Origin of the sequence: Streptomyces sp. RKAG337, assembly GCF_023701715.1 — a bacterium.
Classification (GTDB): domain Bacteria; phylum Actinomycetota; class Actinomycetes; order Streptomycetales; family Streptomycetaceae; genus Actinacidiphila.
Window position 1 is genome coordinate 7,672,400 of the sequence record NZ_JAJOZA010000001.1, and the last position, 18,268, is coordinate 7,690,667.

Here is an 18,268-nt window from a genome sequence, read left to right on the forward strand (position 1 = left end):
GGGCCCGTTGGATCAGTCCAGATCCGTGTCGGTGCCCGCTCCCGGCAGTTTGCCGTCCTCGATGTCGTCCAGCAGATCGTTGAGGAACGACACCAGCCGGGTGTTCAGGGCGCCCCCGCCACCGCGGGTCGCCATGCTGCCGACCTCGCCGCACCGGAAAGAGGCGATCAGCTCCAGGTTCGCGGCGAGCTCGCGCACGGCTTCGTCGTCGGGCCGGAAGAACTGCGGCGGAGCGTGATAGGCCGCGGCGAGGCCGTCCAGGATCTGCGGTGACGCGTCCGTGCGGGCGCCGGTGCGCAGATCGTGCACGCTGCTGTCCGAGGCCACCACGCTGCCGGCCTGTGCGTTGATGATCTCGGCGATCTCCGCATCGGTGGGCGGTGTCTGCCCGCCCTGATACGTGTGCTCGACCATGAAGCTGATCTTCTCGGACAGGGTGCGCGGGTCGCGGCGGCGTTCGTCCGAAGGCTGCTGGGGGAGGGGAGCGTCGTTGCCGAAGGACCGTTCCTGTGCCGCCAGCAGCTCCTGGACGCTCACCCCGTACGCGGCGGCCAGGGCCTCGGCGAAGGCCGACTGGAGGCGGCGTACGCCCCGTTCGGCGTTGGCGACGGGCCCGGCGCTCTTCGTCCCCAGGATGTCCTTGGTCTGGTACTGGGAGTAGCCGGCATCGCACCGCAGGTCGGCGAGATCGGGCAGCCCCTCACGGGGGAACAGCTCGTCCAGATCCGCCCCGAGGGCGGTGGCCAGCGCCGGCAGCCGGTCCCCGTCCGGGCAGGACTGTTCGGTCTCCCAACTGGCCACGGTCGGGTCGGCTATGCCGAGGGCCTTCGCGACCTGACTCTGGGTCAGATCGGCAGCACGGCGCACCGCGCGGACGCGGCGGCCGTCGAAGTGACGAGAAGGCATTCAGCTGCTCTCCGGCTGCTGGTTGTCGTAGTGGGAAAACCTTAACCACTTGATCCGTTCATTGAATCAAGATAACTTCGATTCGACGAACTGAGCGAGGGGGCGACCTCTCGGCCGGGACTCGCCGGCGTGGTGCCGTCCGCCCTGAACGGGGCCGCATCCACGGCACAGCACACATAAGCTACCCACCTGGTGACGTACGGGGGTCGTCACCAGGTGGGTGTCCTGCCCCACGCCCGGCACCGAGGCCGCCCCAGCATCGCCGGGCCCGGGTTCCGCGGGGCGGCGCAACCGATAGTGCTCATGCCGTCCGGGCGTCGAAAGAGGCGAACATGTCCACCAGCGGCTGCGGGGCGCGGTCGTTGAAGATGACGTCCAGGCCTTCCGCGGACTGCTGAGCCGTCTCCTCGCTACGGGGGAAGAGGATCTCCTCGTAGGCGGCGAGTGCCGTCTCGGCGTCGTCCGGATGCGCGGCCAGGCAGCGCCCCAGATCCGCGCCGTCGATCATGGCGAGGTTGGCTCCTTCGCCGGCGAACGGTGACATCAGGTGCGCCGCGTCGCCGAGCAGGGTCACTCCCGGTACCCGCTTCCAGCGGTGGCCGATGGGCAGGGCGTGGATCAGCCGGGGAATCAGTGAGCCGTCCGCGTCGGCGACCAGCCGCCGCAACTCGGGCGCCCAGTCGGCGAAGTGTTCCAGCACGGCTGCTTTGGCGGCGACCGTGTCGGTGAAGTCGATGGTGGACAGCCAGTCCTCGGCTGCCCGCAGCGCGGTGTAGATGTGCAGGCTGCCGTCGGTCTCCCGGTGGCCGAGGAAGCCCTTGTCGTCGCCGAGCGCGAAGAACATGCCGCCGCCGATCAGTTGCGCGGCCTCGGGGTGGCGGGCGTCGGCGTCCAGGAGGTCCAGCTCGACGAAGGAGATCCCGGTGTACGCGGGGGTCGCGTCGGAGAGCAGGTGACGGGTGCGGGACCAGGCGCCGTCGGCGCCGATGAGAAGACCGGTGGTGAACAGGGTTCCGTCGGCGAGGGTGACCTCGTGCCGCCCGTCGCCCAGGGAGCGGGTCGAGGCGACCTTGGCGCCCCAGCGGACGGTGTCCGCCGGCAGGGAGCCGAGCAGCAGGTCGCGGAGGTCGCCGCGGTCGATCTCGGGCCGGCTGTTGGTGCCGTCGTCGGCCTCGTCACGGAGCAGGCCGGCGTTCTTGTCGAAGACGCGGGTGGCCTCGCCGCCCCGGTGGACCTTGGCGAGGAACGCGTCGTGCAGTCGCGCGGCGTGCAGTGCGGCCTGCCCGGTCTCCTCGTGGAGGTCGAGCATGCCGCCCTGGGCGCGGGTCCGGGAGGAGGCCTCGAGGTCGAAGACGGCCGTTTCGATGCCGTGGATGTGCAGGACGCGGGCGAGGGTGAGGCCGCCGAGACCGGCGCCGATGACGGCGATGGGGTGGTGGGGAGGGGTGCTCATGATCGGGCTCGATTCTCTTCGGGGGAGGGGTGAGGTCGAAGGAGCGGGCGGGTCAGGGCGCGGACCGCTCAGTGCTGAGGGTGCCGTTGATGACCGAGTGGAAGATCCAGGTGAGGCGCTGTTCCGGGGTTCCCGAGACGAGGTCGTCGGCAAGTGCGGCAATGCGCGGGTGCGTGCCGGGGGAGGCTCCGCGCAGTGCGGTGACGAGGGCGTTGTGTTCGTCCGCGCTGTCGACGGCATGGGCGCGGGTGGAGTGCTCGGCGGCGGTGGCGGTGGCTGTCTGGAGCAGCACGTCCACTCCCCAGGCGGCCTGCGGGCCGGGCACCCGCCCTTCGTGCAACAGGGTGAGGACGGCCTCGACCAGGGCCAGGTAGTTCGTTCCTGACGGCCGGGCGACCAGGGCGGAGTGGGCCAGCGCGGAGTTCTCGAGGAGCACGCGGGTGTAGGCGGTCAGCACCTGCGTCAGTCGGTCGCGCCAGTCGCCACCGCCTTCACCGGCGGCGGGCGAGAGGTCGACGGAGCCGAGCAGTTCGTCCAGGATCGCCGCGTGCAGCTCGGCCGTGTTGGCCACGTACACGTAGAGCGAGGCGGGGCCGGTGTCGAGCTCCTGGGCAAGCCGTCGCATCGTGACGCGCTGCAGCCCTTCGGCTTCCATCAGGCGGACCGCGGTCCCGACGATGCCTTCGTAGGTGAGGGCGGGCTTGGCGGGCCGCTCGCGGCGGCTGCGGGGTGCGGGGGTTCGCGGGGTCACCCCACCAAGATAACGAACATGTTCGTTACGAACAAGTTCGTTCTACGTCGGCCGGGTCCCGCACGGATGTCAGGGGCGGCGGTTGTGGGTGCCCGGGGTGTAGCCGAAGGAGCGGCGGAAGACGTCGATGAAGGCGCTGGCGGATGACCAGCCGCACCGGTGGGCGACGGTGGTCACCGGCACGTCGTCGGCCAGCATGCGCAGGGCGTGATAGAGGCGTAGCTGGGTGCGCCACTGCGGGAACGTCATGCCCAGTTCGCGTCGGAACAGGCGGCTGAGGGTGCGCTCGCCGGCTCCCGCTCCGGGCGCCAGGGCGGCCAGGGTGCGGGGGTCCGCGGGGTCGTGGTGCAGCAGGTCGCAGATGGTCGCCAGGCGCGGGTCGGTGGGGGTGGGCAGGTGGACGGGTTCCTGCGGCGAGGAGCGCAGTTGGTCAAGGAGGACCGCACGCAGGCGTGACCGCTCGGGACTGTCGTCGTCCGGGTCCCGGGTGTAGGCGAGGATCAGTTCGCGCAGCAGCGGGCCGACCGCGAGGACGGTGGGGGCGTCGAGGCCGAGGGGGTTGGTCCCGGCGGGCAGGCCCAGCAGATGCAGGGCGAGGTGGCCGTGGGCGCGGTGGGCGTGGACGCATCCGGCGGGAACCCAGATGGCCCGGGTGCCGGGGGCGAACCAGGTACCGGCGTCGGTGGTGACGGCCAGGACTCCGGAGCCCGCATAGATGATCTGGTGGTCGTCGTGACGGTGCGCGTCGATGCGCTGTCCAGGAGCCAGCGTCCGGGTACGGGTGGGCGCCTCGGGCGTGTGGCGGATATCCGTCATAGGTTGGCACTTTATCGGAAGCGCGCCAGGGCATGCCCTGGCGACGATGGCGACGTGTCAACGAAACGAACCGCCCTCACCGGGCCCATCACGCTGTTGTCCCTGGGGCATGCCTGCGTGGACGTCTACCAGGGCGCGGTGGCCGCCCTGGTGCCGTTCTTCGTCTCCGAGCGGTCCTACACCTACGCCGCCGCCTCCGGCATCGTGCTGGCGGTCTCCCTGCTCTCCTCGGTCGTGCAGCCGCTGTTCGGAGCCCTCACCGACAAATGGGCCATGCCGTGGTTGCTGCCGGTCAGCACGTTGGTGGGCGGCTCCGGAGTCGCTCTCGCGGGCGTCAGCGGCTCCTACGCCCTCACTCTCGCGGTGGTCGCGGTGTCCGGGATCGGCATCGCCGCCTACCACCCGGAATCCGCCCGCATGGCCCGGACCGCCAGCCGCGGAAGCCACACCGCGATGGGCTGGTTCTCCCTCGGCGGCAACCTCGGCTTCGCCACCGCGCCCCTGCTGGTCGCCGCCGTCATCGCCACCGGTGGCCTGCGGGCCTCCCCGCTGCTGGTCGTGCCGGCCCTCGCCGGTGCGGCGCTGTGCGCGGCCGCGCTGCGGGCCGTCACAGCCCTCCCCGCAGTGCCGGCGGCCACCCGCGCGAGCGGAGCCGACGGCGGGGACGGCGGGGACGACCCGGACGACTGTGACGGCCGGGACGACTGGGCATCCTTCATGAAGTTGACGGGGGCGATCGTGTGCCGCTCGATCGTCTTCGTCGGTCTCAGCGCGTTCATCTCCCTGTTCGTGCGCCAGCGCACCGGCGGGGGTGAGGTCTCCGGTACGGCCGCGCTGTTCGTGCTCTACCTCGGCGGGGCGGTGGGCACCGTCACCGGCGGGAAGCTCGCCACCCGCTATGGCCGTCTCCCGGTCGTCCGGTGGTCCTACGCTCTGGCCGTGCCGGCCGTGGCCGGCGTGGTCCTCGTACCCGGTCCGCTGCTCTACGGGTGCGTCGCCCTCACCTCGGCCGGCCTGTACGTACCCTTCTCCCTGCATGTCACCCTCGCCCAGGACTATCTGCCCCGGCGGGTGGGGACCGCCAGCGGCGTCACCCTGGGCCTGGCCGTCAGCATTGGGGGTGTCGCCAGCCCGCTCATCGGCGCCGTCGCCGACGCCACCTCCCTGCGGACCGCCCTCGCACCGCTGATCGCCCTGCCTGCCCTCGGCTGGTTCCTCCTGCGCACCCTGAACGAGCCCGAGATGCTCGATGCGGGTCCCATCGGCCAGCTGTCGCCACACATCCACCCGCCACACGTCCACCCGCCGCGCACGACGCGCGTGTGAAAACCGAATGGGAACCCGCCGGGTCGGCGCCCGCCGGCGTCAGCGGTTGGGGGCAGGCGTACGACGGTCAGGAAGAAGTCGTCGATCTGGCGGATGGCGGTGATGAACTGGTCGAGGTCGACCGGCTTGGTCACGTAGGCGTTGGCGTGCAGTTTGTAACTGCGCAGGATGTCCTCCTCGGCCGAGGACGTGGTCAGTACCACGACCGGAATATGACTCAGGTCGGGGTCCGCCTTGATGCGCTCCAGCACCTGGCGTCCGTCGTATTTGGGCAGGTTGAGGTCGAGCAGGATCAGATCGGGACGCGGCGCTTGGGTGTGCGGCTCGCGGCGGTAGAGGAAGTCAAGGGCTTCCAGCCCGTCGCGGACCACGTGCAACGTGTTGCCGATCTTGTTGTCCTCGAAGGCCTCCCGCGTCATGAGCTCATCGCCCGGGTCGTCTTCGACCAGGAGGACTTCGATGGGTTCAGGGCTGGGATGCATGATCGGCCTCCGGTCGGGGTTGGTGTGTGATCGTATCGGGGTGCTCGCCGGGGGCGGGCAGGGTGAAGGCGATACGGGTGCCGGTGGTGTGGGCGCTGTCGATCCAGATCCGGCCGCCGCTGTTCTCGACGATCTTCTTGCACAGGGACAGCCCTATGCCGGTTCCCTCGTACTCGCCGCGCCCGTGCAGACGTTGGAAGATCACGAAGACCTTGTCGGCGAATTCCGCGGGGATGCCGATGCCGTTGTCGGTGACCGTGAACCGGCGCATGGCCGGCTCGTCCGGATCCGTAGCCGCGGCGATGTGGACGGCGGGGGCCCGGTCCGGGTGGCGGAACTTGACGGCGTTGCCGATGAGGTTCTGCCACAGCATGGTCAGCAAGGTCGCGTCGCCGGTGACGGCGGGCAGCGCATCGGGCCTGTGGACAATGGCATCACTGTCCTCCAGCGCGGCGGCCACGTTGCGCAGGGCCCGGTCGACCGCTTCGTCCTGGTCCACTTCGGTCAGCGTCTCCTGCGTGCGCCCGACCCGCGAGAAGGTGAGCAGGTCGTTGATCAGGACCTGCATGCGTTTGGCGCCGTCGACCGCGAAGGCGATGTACTGGGTCCCGCGCGCGTCCAGATGCGCGCCGTAACGCTTCTCCAGCAGTTGGCAGAAGGACGCCACCTTGCGTAGCGGCTCCTGCAGATCGTGGGACGCGACGTAGGCGAACTGCTCCAGCTCGGCGTTGGACCGCCGCAGTTCGGCCGCCTGTTCGCCGAGCGTCGCCCGCTGTTGTCGCAGCTGGGTCTCCTGCCGACGAGAGGCGTCCAGCTCCTGGACCACCCGCACGCGCATGGCCTCGACCGCGTGGGCCATGGCCTGCAGATCGGCCGGCCCCTGATGGGGAATGCGGTGCGAGAGATCCCCGCCCGCGACACGCGTCGCTGCGACGCGCACAGCGGTCAGCGGACGTCCGACGGCGAGGTGCAGCAGCACCGCCAACGCGATGCCGGTCACGAGGAACAGCGCCAGAGTCGAGAGGAACACCGCATCGCGCTGGTCGCGGGTGCGCAGCAGCGTGGCGCGGCCCCGGTCCTGTTCATGGCCCAGGTAGGCGTCCTGGGCGGCCAGCAGCGTCCGCACACGGTCGAAGGATTCCTTGCCTGCCTCCCCTGGGGCCGTCGTGCCCAGGGGGGCGTTCAGGGCCGGTTCGGCGAATTGGACCCGCCACTGACGCGCCGCGCTCTCGACGGCGCTCAAGTCGGACATGGCCTGGGAGTCGGAGTTCAGGAGGCGGGTGAGCCGGTCGGCTGCCTGTACCTGCGCCGCGCGGCCCTGGGCATCCGGTTCCAGCAGACGCTTGTCACCGGTGAGCAGGTAGCCGCGCACCCCGGTCTCCTGGTCGAGCAGCGCGGTCTGCAGTTGTGCGGCCGCGGTGCGGGCGGGAGCGATCTGGTTGACGAGGTGGTCGGCGGCGGCACTCGTCCGTGACAGGAGCGCGGAGCCGATGATGCCGGCGAGCACCGTCAGGGCGGCCATGATGCCCAGGGCGATGAGGATCCACCCCTGCACACTCAACCGACGGGGCCGGTGCGGGCGTCCAGGCCGCTCGGGCAGCAGGGGCGGTCCGGACGCCGAAGAAGCCCGCTCTGCCGTCGCGTTGAGGGAGGCCCGTTGCGATGTCACGTGATGCCGCTCCATTTCAGGTGGAGGACGGCGACGTCGTCGGCCAGTCCTCCGCTGTCGGCAGCCAGTTCCTCGGCTGCGGATATCAGGGTGTCGAGGAACGCGGGGGCCGGGAGGTGCAGGTGCTTGCGGGCCAGCGCGAGCAGACCGGCCTCGCCCAGCCGCTGTGACCCCTGCCCGATGCGCCCTTCGATCAGACCGTCGGTGAACGCCACCACCGCACCGTCACGAGGGGCCGCCAGGTTCGTCACCGGCCAGCTGCCGCCGGACATGATGCCCAGCGCCGGACCACCGTCGACCTCCTCCAGCCGGATGTCCGCGAGCGAATGCACCAGCACGCCAGGATGACCGGCCCGCACGATTCTCAGCGAGCCGTCCTCGGGCGAGCGCCTCAGCGAGGTGACGGTGGCGAAGATCTCCGGGCCCGACCGCTCGGCGACCAGGATCTGCTCCAGCATTCCCAGCAGGGCGCCGTCCTGCAGCCCCGCCAGCACAAAAGCCCGCCAGGCCACGCGCAGACACACACCCAGGGCGGCCTCATCGGGCCCATGACCCGACACATCCCCCACCACAGCGTGAACGGTGCCGTCCGGAGTCTGCACCACGTCATAGAAGTCACCGCCCAGCAAGGACTGGGCCCGGCCCGGACGGTAGCGCGCACTGACCTGCACCCGATCGTCGCGCAACAGGGGAATCGGCAGCAGGCCGCGCTCCAGGCGGGCGTTCTCCTGGGCGCGCAGCTCACTGGCCTGCACCTCGGTCGCGGCAAGCTCGGTGTGCTTGCGCTGAATCGCGTAGCGGATCGCGCGCGTCAGCAGGTCGCCGTCCACCTGGCCCTTGACCAGGTAGTCCTGTGCTCCCGCCGCAACCGCCGCCAGACCGGTGCGCTCCTGTGCCAAGCCCGTCAGCACCACCACCGCCGCCCAGGGAGCCACCTGCAGAATCTGGCGCACGGCGTCCAGGCCGTCGGCGTCCGGGAGGTGCAGGTCCAGCAGGACGCACTGCGCCTCCGGGTTCGCGAGCTCCGCCCGACCCTGGGCGAGGGTGCGCACCCATGTCACCTCCGGGGTGATGTCACTGTCGGAGATCAGGTCCTGGACCAGAAAGGCGTCCCCGGGGTCGTCCTCGATCAACAGGATCCTCGGCTGCTCCTCGGCTCCCAGCGGCCGCGACGAGGGCGCGCCGACACGGGGGGATGTCTTCTCCCACACGGTGGTGACCTCGGGTTGCGGTGATCTCGCCACCGTGCCGAACGGCCCGTACGGAGGCAGGGAACGCGTACTCCCCACAGTTATCGTCTCCTTCGCACCACGAGCAACCAGCTCGCGGGCCGCGTGGTGCGTCCCGGCCGGACATTAGAACAAACAGTTGCTTTACGGCAACATTTGCGACGTCCTCCCGCGGACGCCGTCCTGCGGACCCTCCTGGCGGACGCCGGCGCCTCATCCGACGCTCCTGTGATCAACCGCCGCCCACGCGCCTGCCCTTCCTCGGCGACCCCATGCCTGCGGATGCCGACGACCGGCCAAGTCCGCGGGCGCCGGTGTGAGTGGGGTTCGGGCGGGTAGCCGTCTGTTCAGGAAGCACTGGACGCTTTCTGGCGATTGGCCCACCTTTGGGTTTTCGTGACGGCGAAGGGAAGGACGCGCACGATGAGCGACAACATCTGGGGTTACGGGGCGACTTCCGGCTACCAGGCGGAAGCCGACGTGACGGGGTACAAGGTCGAGGCGACCGATGGGCACATCGGCAAGGTCGACAAGCACTCCGACGAGGTCGGCGCCGCGTACCTGGTGGTCGACACCGGTGTGTGGATCTTCGGAAAGTCCGTACTGCTCCCGGCCGGCACCATCACGACGGTCGACCACGAGAACAGGACCGTGTTCGTCGCGCGCAGCAAGGACGAGATCAAGGACGCACCGGAGTTCGACAAGGACAAGCATCCCGGCGACGCCGGTTACCACCAGCAGGTCGGCGGTTACTACGGCTCGCCCCTCGACTGACGCACCGCGCACGCCCGTCGGCGGCCCACCGGATCTCCCCTTTCCGGTGGGCCGCCGCCGCGCGTGCCGATGCCCCTCGCATCATGGGGGCGGAACAGCGTTCTGCCATGTCAGGCGTGTGCATTGTGGCGCGTGGGGCAGTCGAGAAGCACGGTGGTCAAGAGCCCCGGCGTAGCACGATCGCCACGCGTCGTCACGGAGCGTCATGGCTCCCGTGGCGGTTCCGGATCAGTGCGCGGAGAGTTGACCACGAGTTGGTTTCGCTCTCGTGGTCGCCCTGAGCGGAGGATGTTCATGACCGTCGAAACGCCACTGCTGGCGCCGGGTCCCCCGCGCGGATGGTGACACTGCCGGGCGTGTACGTCCCCCAGTACGACACGCAGTTCCTGATGGCGGCGCTGGACCAGGAGGAGATGCGTCCCGGCAGCGACGTCCTGGACCTGGGGACCGGCAGTGGGGCGCTCGCGGTGCGGGCCGCACAGCTGGGTGGCCGGGTCACGGCTGTCGACATCGCCTGGCGTGCGGTGCTGACCGCACGGCTGAACGCCTTTCTCTGCCGGCAGCGCGTCATGGTCCGGCGGGAGGACCTCACGGCGTCCGTGGCCCGCCGCTCCTACGACATCGTGCTCAGCAACCCCCCGTACGTGCCCGCTCCCGGCGGGCTCCCGCCCCGGCACGGACAGGCGCGCGCCTGGGACGCGGGGGGCGACGGCCGGGCCCTCGTGGACCGCATCTGTGACGCGGCACCCGCTGTCGTGCGGCCCCAGGGCGTGCTGCTCCTGGTCCATTCGGATCTGTGCGGCACCGAGGCCACCTTGCGGCGCTTGTCGCGGGTGGGCATGCGCGCGACGGTGAGCGAGCGCGCGCTCGTGCCTTTCGGGCCGGTGGTGCGTTCCCGGTTGCCGTGGCTGCGTGAACGGGGACTGATAGGCGACGGCCAGGACAGGGAAGAGCTGGTGATCATCCGTGCCGAACACGCCTGAACGGCCTCGCCGCATCACGGTCGACCCGGAAGGGCCGCTCCTGGTCGAGGGGCCGGTGGAGGTCGTCGCGGACGACGGCAGCGTCTCCACGTCACATCGTTTCGTCGCGGCGATCTGTACCTGCCGACGGAGCAGGACCTACCCCTGGTGCGACACCAGCCACCGGCGCCGCGCCAAGCCGGACGAGAGAGCCGACCGAGCGAGTGCGGCCGACGCCGCCGCCGACGGGGCCGAGCGATGACCGGCTATCAGGAGTCGCGGAGTGTGCGACCGGCTCTGCCGGCGGGACGAGGTGACCTGTCCGATGCGGTGATCGCGGCGCTGGGCGGAGGGCGACCCCTGCCGGTCGGTCCGGGGACCGTGTCGGCGGATCCGTATGGCGACGATCTCCAACTCGCCCTCTACGTTCTGTACGAACTGCACTACCAGGGGTTCGAGGGCGTGGACGATGAGCGGGAATGGGACCCGCGACTCCTGGAGTTCCGGCGCTCGCTCGAAGAGCGGTTCCTCGGCTCCCTTCGCTCCCAGGTCCGTTCCGTGTCCAGTGCGGAGGAAGCGCTGGCCGCCCTCCTGGTCGAGCCGGTCGTCGCGGACGACGAGGATGCCGGGGTCAGCCACTATCTTCAGCGGGAGGGCTCGCTGGAGAACCTGCGGGAGTACGCGGCCCTGCGATCCCTGTACCACCTCAAGGAGGCCGATCCGCACGCCTGGGTGCTGCCCCGGTTGTACGGCCGTGCCAAGGCCGCGATGGCCGCCGTCGAGTTCGACGAGTTCGGCGCAGGCCGCGCGCGGAACCTCCATGCCCGGCTGTACGCCGATCTCATGGAGGATCTCGCACTGGACATCGGATACGGGCACTACCTCGACGCGGCCCCCGCCGAAGCCCTCGCGACGGTCAACCAGATGTCGCTGTTCGGCCTGCACCGAAGCCTGCGCGGAGCCCTGGTAGGGCACTTCGCCGCCGTCGAGGTGACCTCGTCACCGGGCTCCCGCCGCCTGGCACAGGCGCTGCGCCGAACGGGAGCGGGACCGGCCGCGGAACGGTTCTACGACGAGCACGTCGAAGCCGACGCCGTCCACGAACAGATCGTGCGCCGCGACGTGATCGGCGGTCTGCTGGCCGACGAACCCCGGCTCGAAGCCGACATCGCCTTCGGTGTCGAGAGCACGACCTTCCTGGAGGACCGCCTCGGCGCCCATCTCCTGCACGCCTGGCGCGGCAACCGCAGTGCCCTGCGAACGCCGCTGAACAGCGTCCTGCCCACGCCATGACGTCCCGGTCCCATCAGACGGCACCAGGAACGTGGCGGGCCCCCGCGGCGCCCTCGGCATCGGCCCGTGAGAACTCGAAAACGTCTCATGGGCCGTCGTGTCACATTTCTTCGTCCTCCGGTGTCTTAGGAGCGCAGGCATGAAACAGCCGACGCTGCCGACCAGGAGGCCGGCGCCCGGCTGACGGCCGAGGAGGGCGCTGGCATGGGCAAGCGGACACCTGCCGGGGGACGCACCGTGACGAGATGGCTCGCTGCGGTATCCCCGACCGGGGCGACGCGGCGGTGGTCGAGGCGGCGCACACCCGCGGACCCCTGGTCGACACTGTTCGGCAAGATCGCCGCCTACACCTTCGTCGTGCTGGTCGTCACCGGCATCCTGTTGGCGCTGTTCTACCGGCCGGACATGGCGCGCAGTCGCTATGAAGGTCCCTACCGCCCGCTGAACGGGGTGGTCGTGAGCCACGCCTACGCGTCGACCGTTCGCCTCAGTCTCGAAGTGCGCGGCGGCCTCCTGCTGCGGCAGGTGCACCACTGGGCCACGCTGATATTCGTCGCCGCGATCTGCCTCAAGCTGGTGCGGATGTTCTTCACCGGCGCGTTCCGCAGGCCACGCCTGCCGCTCTGGTCGATCTGGGTCATGCTGCTCGTGCTGGCCATGGCAACCGGGCTGACCGGCACGATCCTGCCGGACGACATGCTGTCCGGCGGCAGCCTCGGGCTCGTCCAGGGGATACTCCAGTCGATCCCGCTGATCGGAACCCGTCTGACCTTCTGGCTGTTCGGCGGTGAGTTCCCGGGCGAGGCGATCATCCCCCGCTTCTACTGGCTGCACGCGGTGGTGCTGCCGGTCGCGATCACCGGCCTGTTCGTGCTGCGGCACCGGCTCGTGCGGCGGCACGGCCACCCCCGGCTGCCGGCGACGGCCACCCGCAGTCCTCGGTGGCTGGGGCCGCTCCCGGTGACCGCAGGACCGGCGCTGTTCTTCGGAACCTGCGGGGTGTTGGTGCTGATCGGCGCGTTCGCGCAGATCAACCCGATCTGGCTGCTCGGACCCTATCGTCCGGGAGAGATCACGGCGGGGGCGGTTCCGGACTGGTACATGGGCTTCCTGGACGGCGCGGTGCGGCTCATGCCGGGCTGGGAGTTCGAGGTGGCGGGCCACACCCTGACCCTCGCGGTGCTGGTGCCTGCGCTGATCGTCCCCGGTGCGTTCTTCACCTTCCTGGCGGCGTACCCGCTGATCGAACGTCGACTGACGGGTGACAGGGAGCTGCACGACGAGCTGGACCGCCCCCGCGACGCGGCGACCCGCACGGCGTTCGGAGCGGGGGCCCTCGCCTTCTACGGACTCCTGTGGGCTGCCGCTGCCAACGACCAGATCGCCGTCCACTTCCACCTGTCCCTCAACGACGTCACCCAGTTCTTCCGAGTGGCCGTTCTGATCGGACCGGTGCTCGCGTTCGTTCTCACCCGCTGGTTCTGCCTCGGACTGCTGGAGCGCGCAGGCGACGAGGCCGCACACGGCCGCGAGACCGGACGGATCGTCAGAACCCCGGAGGGTGGCTACATCGAGATCATGGAACCCGTCCAGGGCCGGCGGAAGCCCGCATCCATCGACCCGCCCGGCTCAAGTGACCTACGTCCGACGGGATCCCGTCCACGGGGCCGCACAGCTCAGTCGACGGTTTCGTTCGAGTAGACGAGCAGCGCCCACAGCACGAGGACGTCCAGCGCGATCGCGACCAGCGCCCATACCGGGTAGTACGGCAGGAAGATGAACTGCAGCGCCATGGTCGTGGCCGCGATGAGTACGCCGGCGCCCTTGGCCCACGACATCCCCATCAGCAGGCACAGCCCGACTACGACGAGAGCCGCGCCGAAGAGAAGGTGGATCCAGCCCCAGGCGGTGACATTGAACCCGTAGGCGTAGTTGACGACGGCCGTGTCGAATCGTCCAGCCGGCTCTTCTCCCATGGTCAACCGCTCGGTCCAACCGTGCCACCGGAGCTTCGTGCACCCTCCGGTTACGCCCCTGACCGTGTGTTTCCCGTGCCGGACTGCGCGAGGAGGCGCTGGTGCCAGCGGGTGCGGGCGCTGCGAGCGTCCTGGCTGACGGCTGCTCGCGGTGCCAATCCGTCGAATCCGTGATAAGCGCCTGGCCGTACATGCAGTACGGCCTGGCCGCCGGCCTGCCAGACGAAAGGCGGAGCGGCGTTCGGGGCGCTGCCGGACCCTGACGGCGTGCGGTGGACACTCATGACCCGGGCTCGGGCCGGACGGCGGGACGCTGCCCGGCATCCCCGGCTCGGCTGCGGATCATCGACATCAGCAGCCCGTGGGTCTCGGCGTCGGCGGCCACCACAAGTCCGCGGCCCGCCCGGCCGATCGGGGCGCCGTCGATCCCGGTGACCACACAACCGGCGGCCCGGCACAGAGCGATGCCGGCGGCGAAGTGCACGCTCCCCGACAGGTCGCCGCCATCGGTGACGTACGCGGCACGCTTGCCGGCCGCGACCCAGGCCAGCGCCAGCGTCGTGGACACGACGCGCGGCCGGAACCGCTCGACGAACCCGGCGTGGGCCAGCAGGTCCACGGCCCGGAAGCCGGGCGCGCCCGGGAACGGCGGATCCAGGTTGACGTCCACCAATTGAGTGGCGGATGTGGGCGTCAGCCGCACATCGGCCCCGTCGTGCCGCACCCTGGCCGTCGCACCGTCGGTGAAGAAGACCTCGCCACTGAACGGATCGGCCACCGCCGCCGCACCGTCGCGCAGCGCCACGTTGACGGCCACCACCATGGTGCCGACGGCGTAGTTCAGCGTCCCGCACAAGGGATCCACCAACCACTGGCGCGCAGCGTCGGCGGCACCCTGCTGCCCGCCCTCCTCGCCCAGCACCGCGTCATCCGGTCGAGCGGACCGGATGACACCGAGAATCGCCTTCTCGGCCTCGATGTCGGCGGCGGTGGCGAAGTCCCCGCCGCCCTTGTCGACGCGGGAGAGCCGCCGGCCGTACAGGTCACGCACCACGTCCGCGCCGGCGCGCGCCGCGGCTATCGCGACTTCGGCGTCGTCAAGGCTCGCGTAGGAGTTGATCATGCCCTGCAGAATACCGGCGGCCCTGTCACCGGCGCGGCGAAGGGGAATCAGTCGGGTCGGGCCGGATCCGCATCCCCTTCCGCCGCCTCGGCGATGCGTTTGATGTTCGCCAGCCGGTGGTCCCAGTCGGCCGCGAGCGCGGACATCCACCGCGCGGTCGCGTTGAGCGCGGCGGGCCGCACCGCGTACCGCACCTCGCGTCCGACCCGGCCGCCGGAGACCAGCCCGGCGGCGTCCAGGACGGCGAGGTGCTTGACCACGGCCTGTCGCGAGACGGGAAGGCGCTCGGCGAGCGTCGTCGCGGTGGCCTCTCCCCGCGCGGCGAGCAGATCGAGCAGCTGCCGCCGTGTCGGGTCGGCCAGCGCGCCGAGGACGCTGTCGACGACCTCGGCGGCGCCGGGAGGTCCTTCTGTCATGCGGAGGGCTCTTCGGCGCGCTTCTTGAGGGCGTCGAGTTCCAGGGGCCAGCCCTGGCTGTGGTCCTTGTGGTTCGCGCTGCGCAGGTCCTCGGACCCGGCGAGCGTCGCGAACCCGCTCTCGACGACGCGCAGCCGCGTCCGGTCGCCTTCCGAGGTCAGGGTGAACTCCACGAGAGTGCTGTTCTCCTCGCGCAGTTCCTCGCCGGGGAACGCGCTGGTCCAGCGGTACGCCAGGTACGTCGGCGGCTGGACCTTCTCCACCCGTACCGGGAAGTCGCCGTGCTCGGAGTTCTTCGCCACCATCGACTCGCCTTCCTTGGCCACGGTGCCGGGCAGGCTCGCCTTGTCGGCCACCCAGAAACCGGGTTGCGCCACCAGCGACCAGACGCGCTCCAGTGGTGCCGAGATCAGGGTTTCGCGCTCGATCCGGTCCTCGCTCATGAGGTGACTCCGTTCATCGCTTCATCGCTGCCATTGACTTGCAACTCCAGGGTTGCACGACATCGCATGAGGCGCAACCCAGCGATTGCACGTCGGCTCGACGTCGTCGCGAACCGGGTGCACCCAGGCACTCAACGGCCGGTCGGCGGGAGCCCGGTCATGGGCCGGGGCCACCGCCGCTCCGGTACGGGTCCAGGGCCGAGCGGCGTTCGTTGTACGGCAGCCGGGAGAGCTTGGTGACCAGCGCCCACATGGTGCGCTCCGCCTCCAGATCGGAGGGCAGCGCCAGCCCGAGCGACTCCGCGAGCGGTTTGCGGCCGACGTTGACCAGAGCGCGTACGGCTGCGGCCCATTCGTCGACGGCGACCACGGTGGAGCGGTACCACAGCGGGATCAGGCAGCCGAGCACGATGGCGGTGACCAGCAGCAGCGGAGTGTCGGCGCGGGCCGAACCGAGCGCCGCCGCCGCGGCGGCGGCGACCACGGCGTGGCCGGCCAGCAGCGCGATGAAGAAGTCGGCGTTGGTGCGGGCGAGGTCGGCCTGTCGGCGGACCTGTTCGGGGGCGGTGCCGGTGAGCTCGTTCCACAGCACCTGGGTGTCGAGCCGGAACCGGTCGTAGCCGTACTCCTCGAAACGGCGGATGGCGTTGCCGAGCCGGGTGGGGGCGATCTGTCCGTCGTCGATCGGATAGCGTGCCAGGCTCTCGCTCAGCAGCGCCCGCTGGACGCCACTGCGGCGGCGGTCCTTGCGCGCGGCTCGCGTGATGCGGGGGTTGGCGCGCAGCAGGGCGAGATCCGCGGTGGCGATGACGGGCAGCACACCGTCGTGCTGTTCCGCGCGGCGTTCCAGCCGCATCAGCTTGAGCCGGTCCCGCAGATCCCCTTTGTCCTGGCGGCGGCGGGCACAGCCGTAGTCGTAGGCGGCGCCCGGCCACAGCAGATAGCCCTCCAGAATGCGGTACAGCTGGTTCTGCAGAGCGCTGAGGACGAGTCCGAGCAGCACAGAGGTGGCGAGCAGCAGGAGCGTCGCGCCGGCCTGGGTGGTGGGCCACAGACGGGCGACGGGGCCGGCGCTGTGCAGGCTGGGCGCGACGGCGAAGAAGAAGACGCTCAGGTTGAGCGCGGTCGGCAGGATCCACCCCACCAGCAGCGTCCATGCCCCGCCGAGAACCCCTTTGGCGATGTCACCCACGGGCGATCGATCGTCTCATTCGTCGTCTTCGTCCTCATCGTCGCCGACGGGTGGGCCGGGCGGCGTGTGCCCGACGGTTTCGGGGACGGTACCGCGATGATCGAGGGATCCGCCGGCCGGGACGAAAACGGCCCCGGCCAGGGCGGCCTCGATCACACCCACCTGGGCCCACGCCTTGATGACGGCGTCGCGCTCGCTGCCCCGGCCGTACCGGGCGAGGGCCGCTGACACCGTCAGGTCGGCGAACGCGGCGAAGTCCGCGTCGGACGAGAGCTCCCCACCGGTGAGCACGTCGTACCAGATCTGCCCGGCGCGCTCCCACGCGTACCCGCCGAGGGCCTCGGCGACCAGGTGGAAGGCGTGGTTGGGGATGCCGGAGTTGATGTGCACGCCGCCGTTGTCGCGGCCGGTCGTCACGAAGCCGTCCATGCTGCCCGGCTGCGGGTCCCTGCCGAGCCGCGGGTCGTCGTACGCGGTGCCGGGCGCCTTCATCGAGCGCAGGGCGACACCGTGGACGGTGGGCCCGAGCAGGCCGGCGCCGATCAGCCAGTCCGCCTGGTCCGCTGTCTGCCCCAGCGCGTACTGCTTGACGAGCGAGCCGAACACGTCGGACACCGACTCGTTGAGCGCACCCGGCTGGCCGAAGTACGACAGATTCGCGCTGTACTGGGTCACGCCATGCGTCAGTTCATGGCCGATCACGTCCAGCGGCAGGGTGAAGTCCAGGAAGACATCGCCGTCGCCGTCGCCGATCACCATCCGTTCGCCGTTCCAGAAGGCGTTGTTGTACCCCTGGCGGTAGTGCACGGTCGCATTCAGCGGCAGGCCCTGATCGTTGATCGAATGCCGCTGGTACGCCTGCAGATACAGCTCGAAGGTGGCGCCGAGACCGTCGTAAGCGCGGTTGGCGGTCATGTCCTTGCCGGGCTTCGCACCTTCGGCGCGGACCTCCCGCCCGGGCAGGTTCCTGCGGTGCCTGGCGTCGTACACCGTCCGCACCGGCCGGTCGGAGTCGGCCGCACCGGCGACGAACGGTGCGCCTCTGACCGTGGCTATGCGGCGGCGGGTGCGTTCGACCGCGTCCGCCTGCAAGGTGCGGCGGGCGAGGTCGCCGAGCGCGCGGTCCTCGGACCGGGCCATCGCATCGAGGATGTGCGGTGGGACGAACGAACAGAAGACGGGGGTGATGTGCGGTGTCCCGCCTGGCGGCGGCCCCTGCTCGCGGGCCAGGTCCGACGGGGCATCGGCACTCGGTTCCGGTCCCTCGGACGACATCCCGCGACCCCCTCGCATCCCCGCTGCCACAGACGGTAGCGCTCCGTAGGGTGCGCGCACAGTCTCCCGGGGAATCCGGGGATCCCCGGCAATCCCCTCCGGGCGCCAACACCCGTGAAAGGATGGGAACTTCGGCAGGGAGCGGCACTGCGGTGATGGGCAACGGCGCCCGACGGAGGCAC

The 18,268-nt window shown here is 70.4% G+C and carries 18 protein-coding genes and 1 pseudogene; 6 read left to right on the forward strand and 13 right to left on the reverse strand.

What is annotated here, in order from left to right; all coding sequences use genetic code 11:
- Positions 1 to 12: 12 nt before the first annotated feature.
- From LNW73_RS34050 to LNW73_RS34065, 4 genes are all read right to left on the reverse strand, one after another.
- Positions 13 to 906 (reverse strand): helix-turn-helix transcriptional regulator, encoded by an 894-nt coding sequence (locus LNW73_RS34050; protein ID WP_250992675.1) that lies wholly within the window; start codon positions 904 to 906, stop codon positions 13 to 15.
- Between the two features lie 301 nt (positions 907 to 1,207).
- Positions 1,208 to 2,359 carry an FAD-dependent oxidoreductase gene (locus LNW73_RS34055; protein ID WP_250992676.1) on the reverse strand — a complete coding sequence of 384 codons (1,152 nt, stop codon included), beginning with the start codon at positions 2,357 to 2,359 and terminating at the stop codon, positions 1,208 to 1,210.
- Positions 2,360 to 2,411: 52 nt separating this feature from the next.
- Positions 2,412 to 3,110 carry a TetR/AcrR family transcriptional regulator gene (locus tag LNW73_RS34060; RefSeq protein WP_250973826.1) on the reverse strand — a complete coding sequence of 233 codons (699 nt, stop codon included), beginning with the start codon at positions 3,108 to 3,110 and terminating at the stop codon, positions 2,412 to 2,414.
- Positions 3,111 to 3,179: 69 nt separating this feature from the next.
- Complete coding sequence (locus LNW73_RS34065; protein WP_250992677.1) at positions 3,180 to 3,926, reverse strand: AraC family transcriptional regulator; 747 nt, start codon at positions 3,924 to 3,926, stop codon at positions 3,180 to 3,182.
- 54 nt (positions 3,927 to 3,980) lie between these two features.
- Here LNW73_RS34065 and LNW73_RS34070 point away from each other — a divergent pair, with 54 nt between their 5' ends.
- Complete coding sequence (locus tag LNW73_RS34070) at positions 3,981 to 5,252, forward strand: MFS transporter (RefSeq protein ID WP_250992678.1); 1,272 nt, start codon at positions 3,981 to 3,983, stop codon at positions 5,250 to 5,252.
- Positions 5,253 to 5,293: 41 nt separating this feature from the next.
- Here LNW73_RS34070 and LNW73_RS34075 read toward each other — a convergent pair.
- The 3 genes and pseudogenes from LNW73_RS34075 to LNW73_RS34085 all read right to left on the reverse strand — a co-directional run.
- Positions 5,294 to 5,734 (reverse strand): annotated as a pseudogene (locus LNW73_RS34075) (response regulator); the annotation flags it as partial.
- Entirely contained in the window at positions 5,718 to 7,403 is a 1,686-nt protein-coding gene (locus LNW73_RS34080; RefSeq protein WP_308407768.1) for a sensor histidine kinase, read from the reverse strand. The gene LNW73_RS34080 and the pseudogene LNW73_RS34075, both read right to left, overlap by 17 nt.
- The gene (locus LNW73_RS34085) at positions 7,400 to 8,698 is read right to left on the reverse strand and encodes a PP2C family protein-serine/threonine phosphatase (protein WP_374118295.1); all 1,299 of its coding nucleotides are present in this window, start codon (positions 8,696 to 8,698) and stop codon (positions 7,400 to 7,402) included. Before LNW73_RS34085 ends, LNW73_RS34080 begins: the two co-directional genes overlap by 4 nt.
- Positions 8,699 to 9,055: 357 nt before the next feature.
- Here LNW73_RS34085 and LNW73_RS34090 point away from each other — a divergent pair, with 357 nt between their 5' ends.
- From LNW73_RS34090 to qcrB, 5 genes are all read left to right on the forward strand, one after another.
- Complete coding sequence (locus LNW73_RS34090; RefSeq protein WP_250992679.1) at positions 9,056 to 9,406, forward strand: PRC-barrel domain containing protein; 351 nt, start codon at positions 9,056 to 9,058, stop codon at positions 9,404 to 9,406.
- A gap of 338 nt (positions 9,407 to 9,744) precedes the next feature.
- A complete protein-coding gene (locus tag LNW73_RS34095; protein ID WP_250992680.1) occupies positions 9,745 to 10,389 on the forward strand; it encodes a HemK2/MTQ2 family protein methyltransferase in 645 nt (214 codons plus the stop codon).
- Positions 10,373 to 10,630 (forward strand): CDGSH iron-sulfur domain-containing protein, encoded by a 258-nt coding sequence (locus LNW73_RS34100; RefSeq protein WP_250992681.1) that lies wholly within the window; start codon positions 10,373 to 10,375, stop codon positions 10,628 to 10,630. Before LNW73_RS34095 ends, LNW73_RS34100 begins: the two co-directional genes overlap by 17 nt.
- Positions 10,627 to 11,661 (forward strand): iron-containing redox enzyme family protein, encoded by a 1,035-nt coding sequence (locus tag LNW73_RS34105; protein ID WP_250992682.1) that lies wholly within the window; start codon positions 10,627 to 10,629, stop codon positions 11,659 to 11,661. The genes LNW73_RS34100 and LNW73_RS34105 overlap by 4 nt, the downstream gene beginning before the upstream one ends.
- Positions 11,662 to 11,898: 237 nt before the next feature.
- A complete protein-coding gene (qcrB, locus tag LNW73_RS34110; RefSeq protein WP_250992683.1) occupies positions 11,899 to 13,362 on the forward strand; it encodes a cytochrome bc1 complex cytochrome b subunit in 1,464 nt (487 codons plus the stop codon).
- Here qcrB and LNW73_RS34115 read toward each other — a convergent pair.
- The 6 genes from LNW73_RS34115 to LNW73_RS34140 all read right to left on the reverse strand — a co-directional run bounded on the left by LNW73_RS34115 (position 13,338) and on the right by LNW73_RS34140 (position 17,951).
- Entirely contained in the window at positions 13,338 to 13,637 is a 300-nt protein-coding gene (locus tag LNW73_RS34115; RefSeq protein ID WP_250992684.1) for a DUF7144 family membrane protein, read from the reverse strand. The two genes, qcrB and LNW73_RS34115, sit on opposite strands and share 25 nt — an antisense overlap.
- A 280-nt stretch (positions 13,638 to 13,917) precedes the next feature.
- Entirely contained in the window at positions 13,918 to 14,760 is an 843-nt protein-coding gene (locus LNW73_RS34120; protein WP_250992685.1) for an inositol monophosphatase family protein, read from the reverse strand.
- 47 nt (positions 14,761 to 14,807) lie between these two features.
- Positions 14,808 to 15,176, reverse strand: coding sequence for an ArsR/SmtB family transcription factor (locus LNW73_RS34125; RefSeq protein ID WP_250992686.1), 369 nt, complete (start codon positions 15,174 to 15,176; stop codon positions 14,808 to 14,810).
- Complete coding sequence (locus LNW73_RS34130) at positions 15,173 to 15,619, reverse strand: SRPBCC domain-containing protein (protein ID WP_250992687.1); 447 nt, start codon at positions 15,617 to 15,619, stop codon at positions 15,173 to 15,175. The genes LNW73_RS34125 and LNW73_RS34130 overlap by 4 nt, the downstream gene beginning before the upstream one ends.
- Positions 15,620 to 15,776: 157 nt before the next feature.
- Complete coding sequence (locus LNW73_RS34135) at positions 15,777 to 16,811, reverse strand: hypothetical protein (protein WP_250992688.1); 1,035 nt, start codon at positions 16,809 to 16,811, stop codon at positions 15,777 to 15,779.
- A gap of 15 nt (positions 16,812 to 16,826) precedes the next feature.
- Entirely contained in the window at positions 16,827 to 17,951 is a 1,125-nt protein-coding gene (locus tag LNW73_RS34140; protein ID WP_250993125.1) for a M4 family metallopeptidase, read from the reverse strand.
- Positions 17,952 to 18,268 lie beyond the last annotated feature (317 nt).

Excerpts from the sequence above, each read along its gene's own strand:
- LNW73_RS34050 (WP_250992675.1), bottom strand. The coding sequence starts at position 906 with ATGCCTTCTCGTCACTTCGACGGCCGCCGCGTCCGCGCGGTGCGCCGT.
- LNW73_RS34055 (WP_250992676.1), bottom strand. The coding sequence starts at position 2,359 with ATGAGCACCCCTCCCCACCACCCCATCGCCGTCATCGGCGCCGGTCTC.
- LNW73_RS34065 (WP_250992677.1), bottom strand. The coding sequence starts at position 3,926 with ATGACGGATATCCGCCACACGCCCGAGGCGCCCACCCGTACCCGGACG.
- LNW73_RS34090 (WP_250992679.1), top strand. The coding sequence starts at position 9,056 with ATGAGCGACAACATCTGGGGTTACGGGGCGACTTCCGGCTACCAGGCG.
- LNW73_RS34095 (WP_250992680.1), top strand. The coding sequence starts at position 9,745 with ATGGTGACACTGCCGGGCGTGTACGTCCCCCAGTACGACACGCAGTTC.
- LNW73_RS34105 (WP_250992682.1), top strand. The coding sequence starts at position 10,627 with ATGACCGGCTATCAGGAGTCGCGGAGTGTGCGACCGGCTCTGCCGGCG.
- LNW73_RS34115 (WP_250992684.1), bottom strand. The coding sequence starts at position 13,637 with ATGGGAGAAGAGCCGGCTGGACGATTCGACACGGCCGTCGTCAACTAC.
- LNW73_RS34120 (WP_250992685.1), bottom strand. The coding sequence starts at position 14,760 with ATGATCAACTCCTACGCGAGCCTTGACGACGCCGAAGTCGCGATAGCC.
- LNW73_RS34125 (WP_250992686.1), bottom strand. The coding sequence starts at position 15,176 with ATGACAGAAGGACCTCCCGGCGCCGCCGAGGTCGTCGACAGCGTCCTC.
- LNW73_RS34130 (WP_250992687.1), bottom strand. The coding sequence starts at position 15,619 with ATGAGCGAGGACCGGATCGAGCGCGAAACCCTGATCTCGGCACCACTG.
- LNW73_RS34140 (WP_250993125.1), bottom strand. The coding sequence starts at position 17,951 with ATGGCCCGGTCCGAGGACCGCGCGCTCGGCGACCTCGCCCGCCGCACC.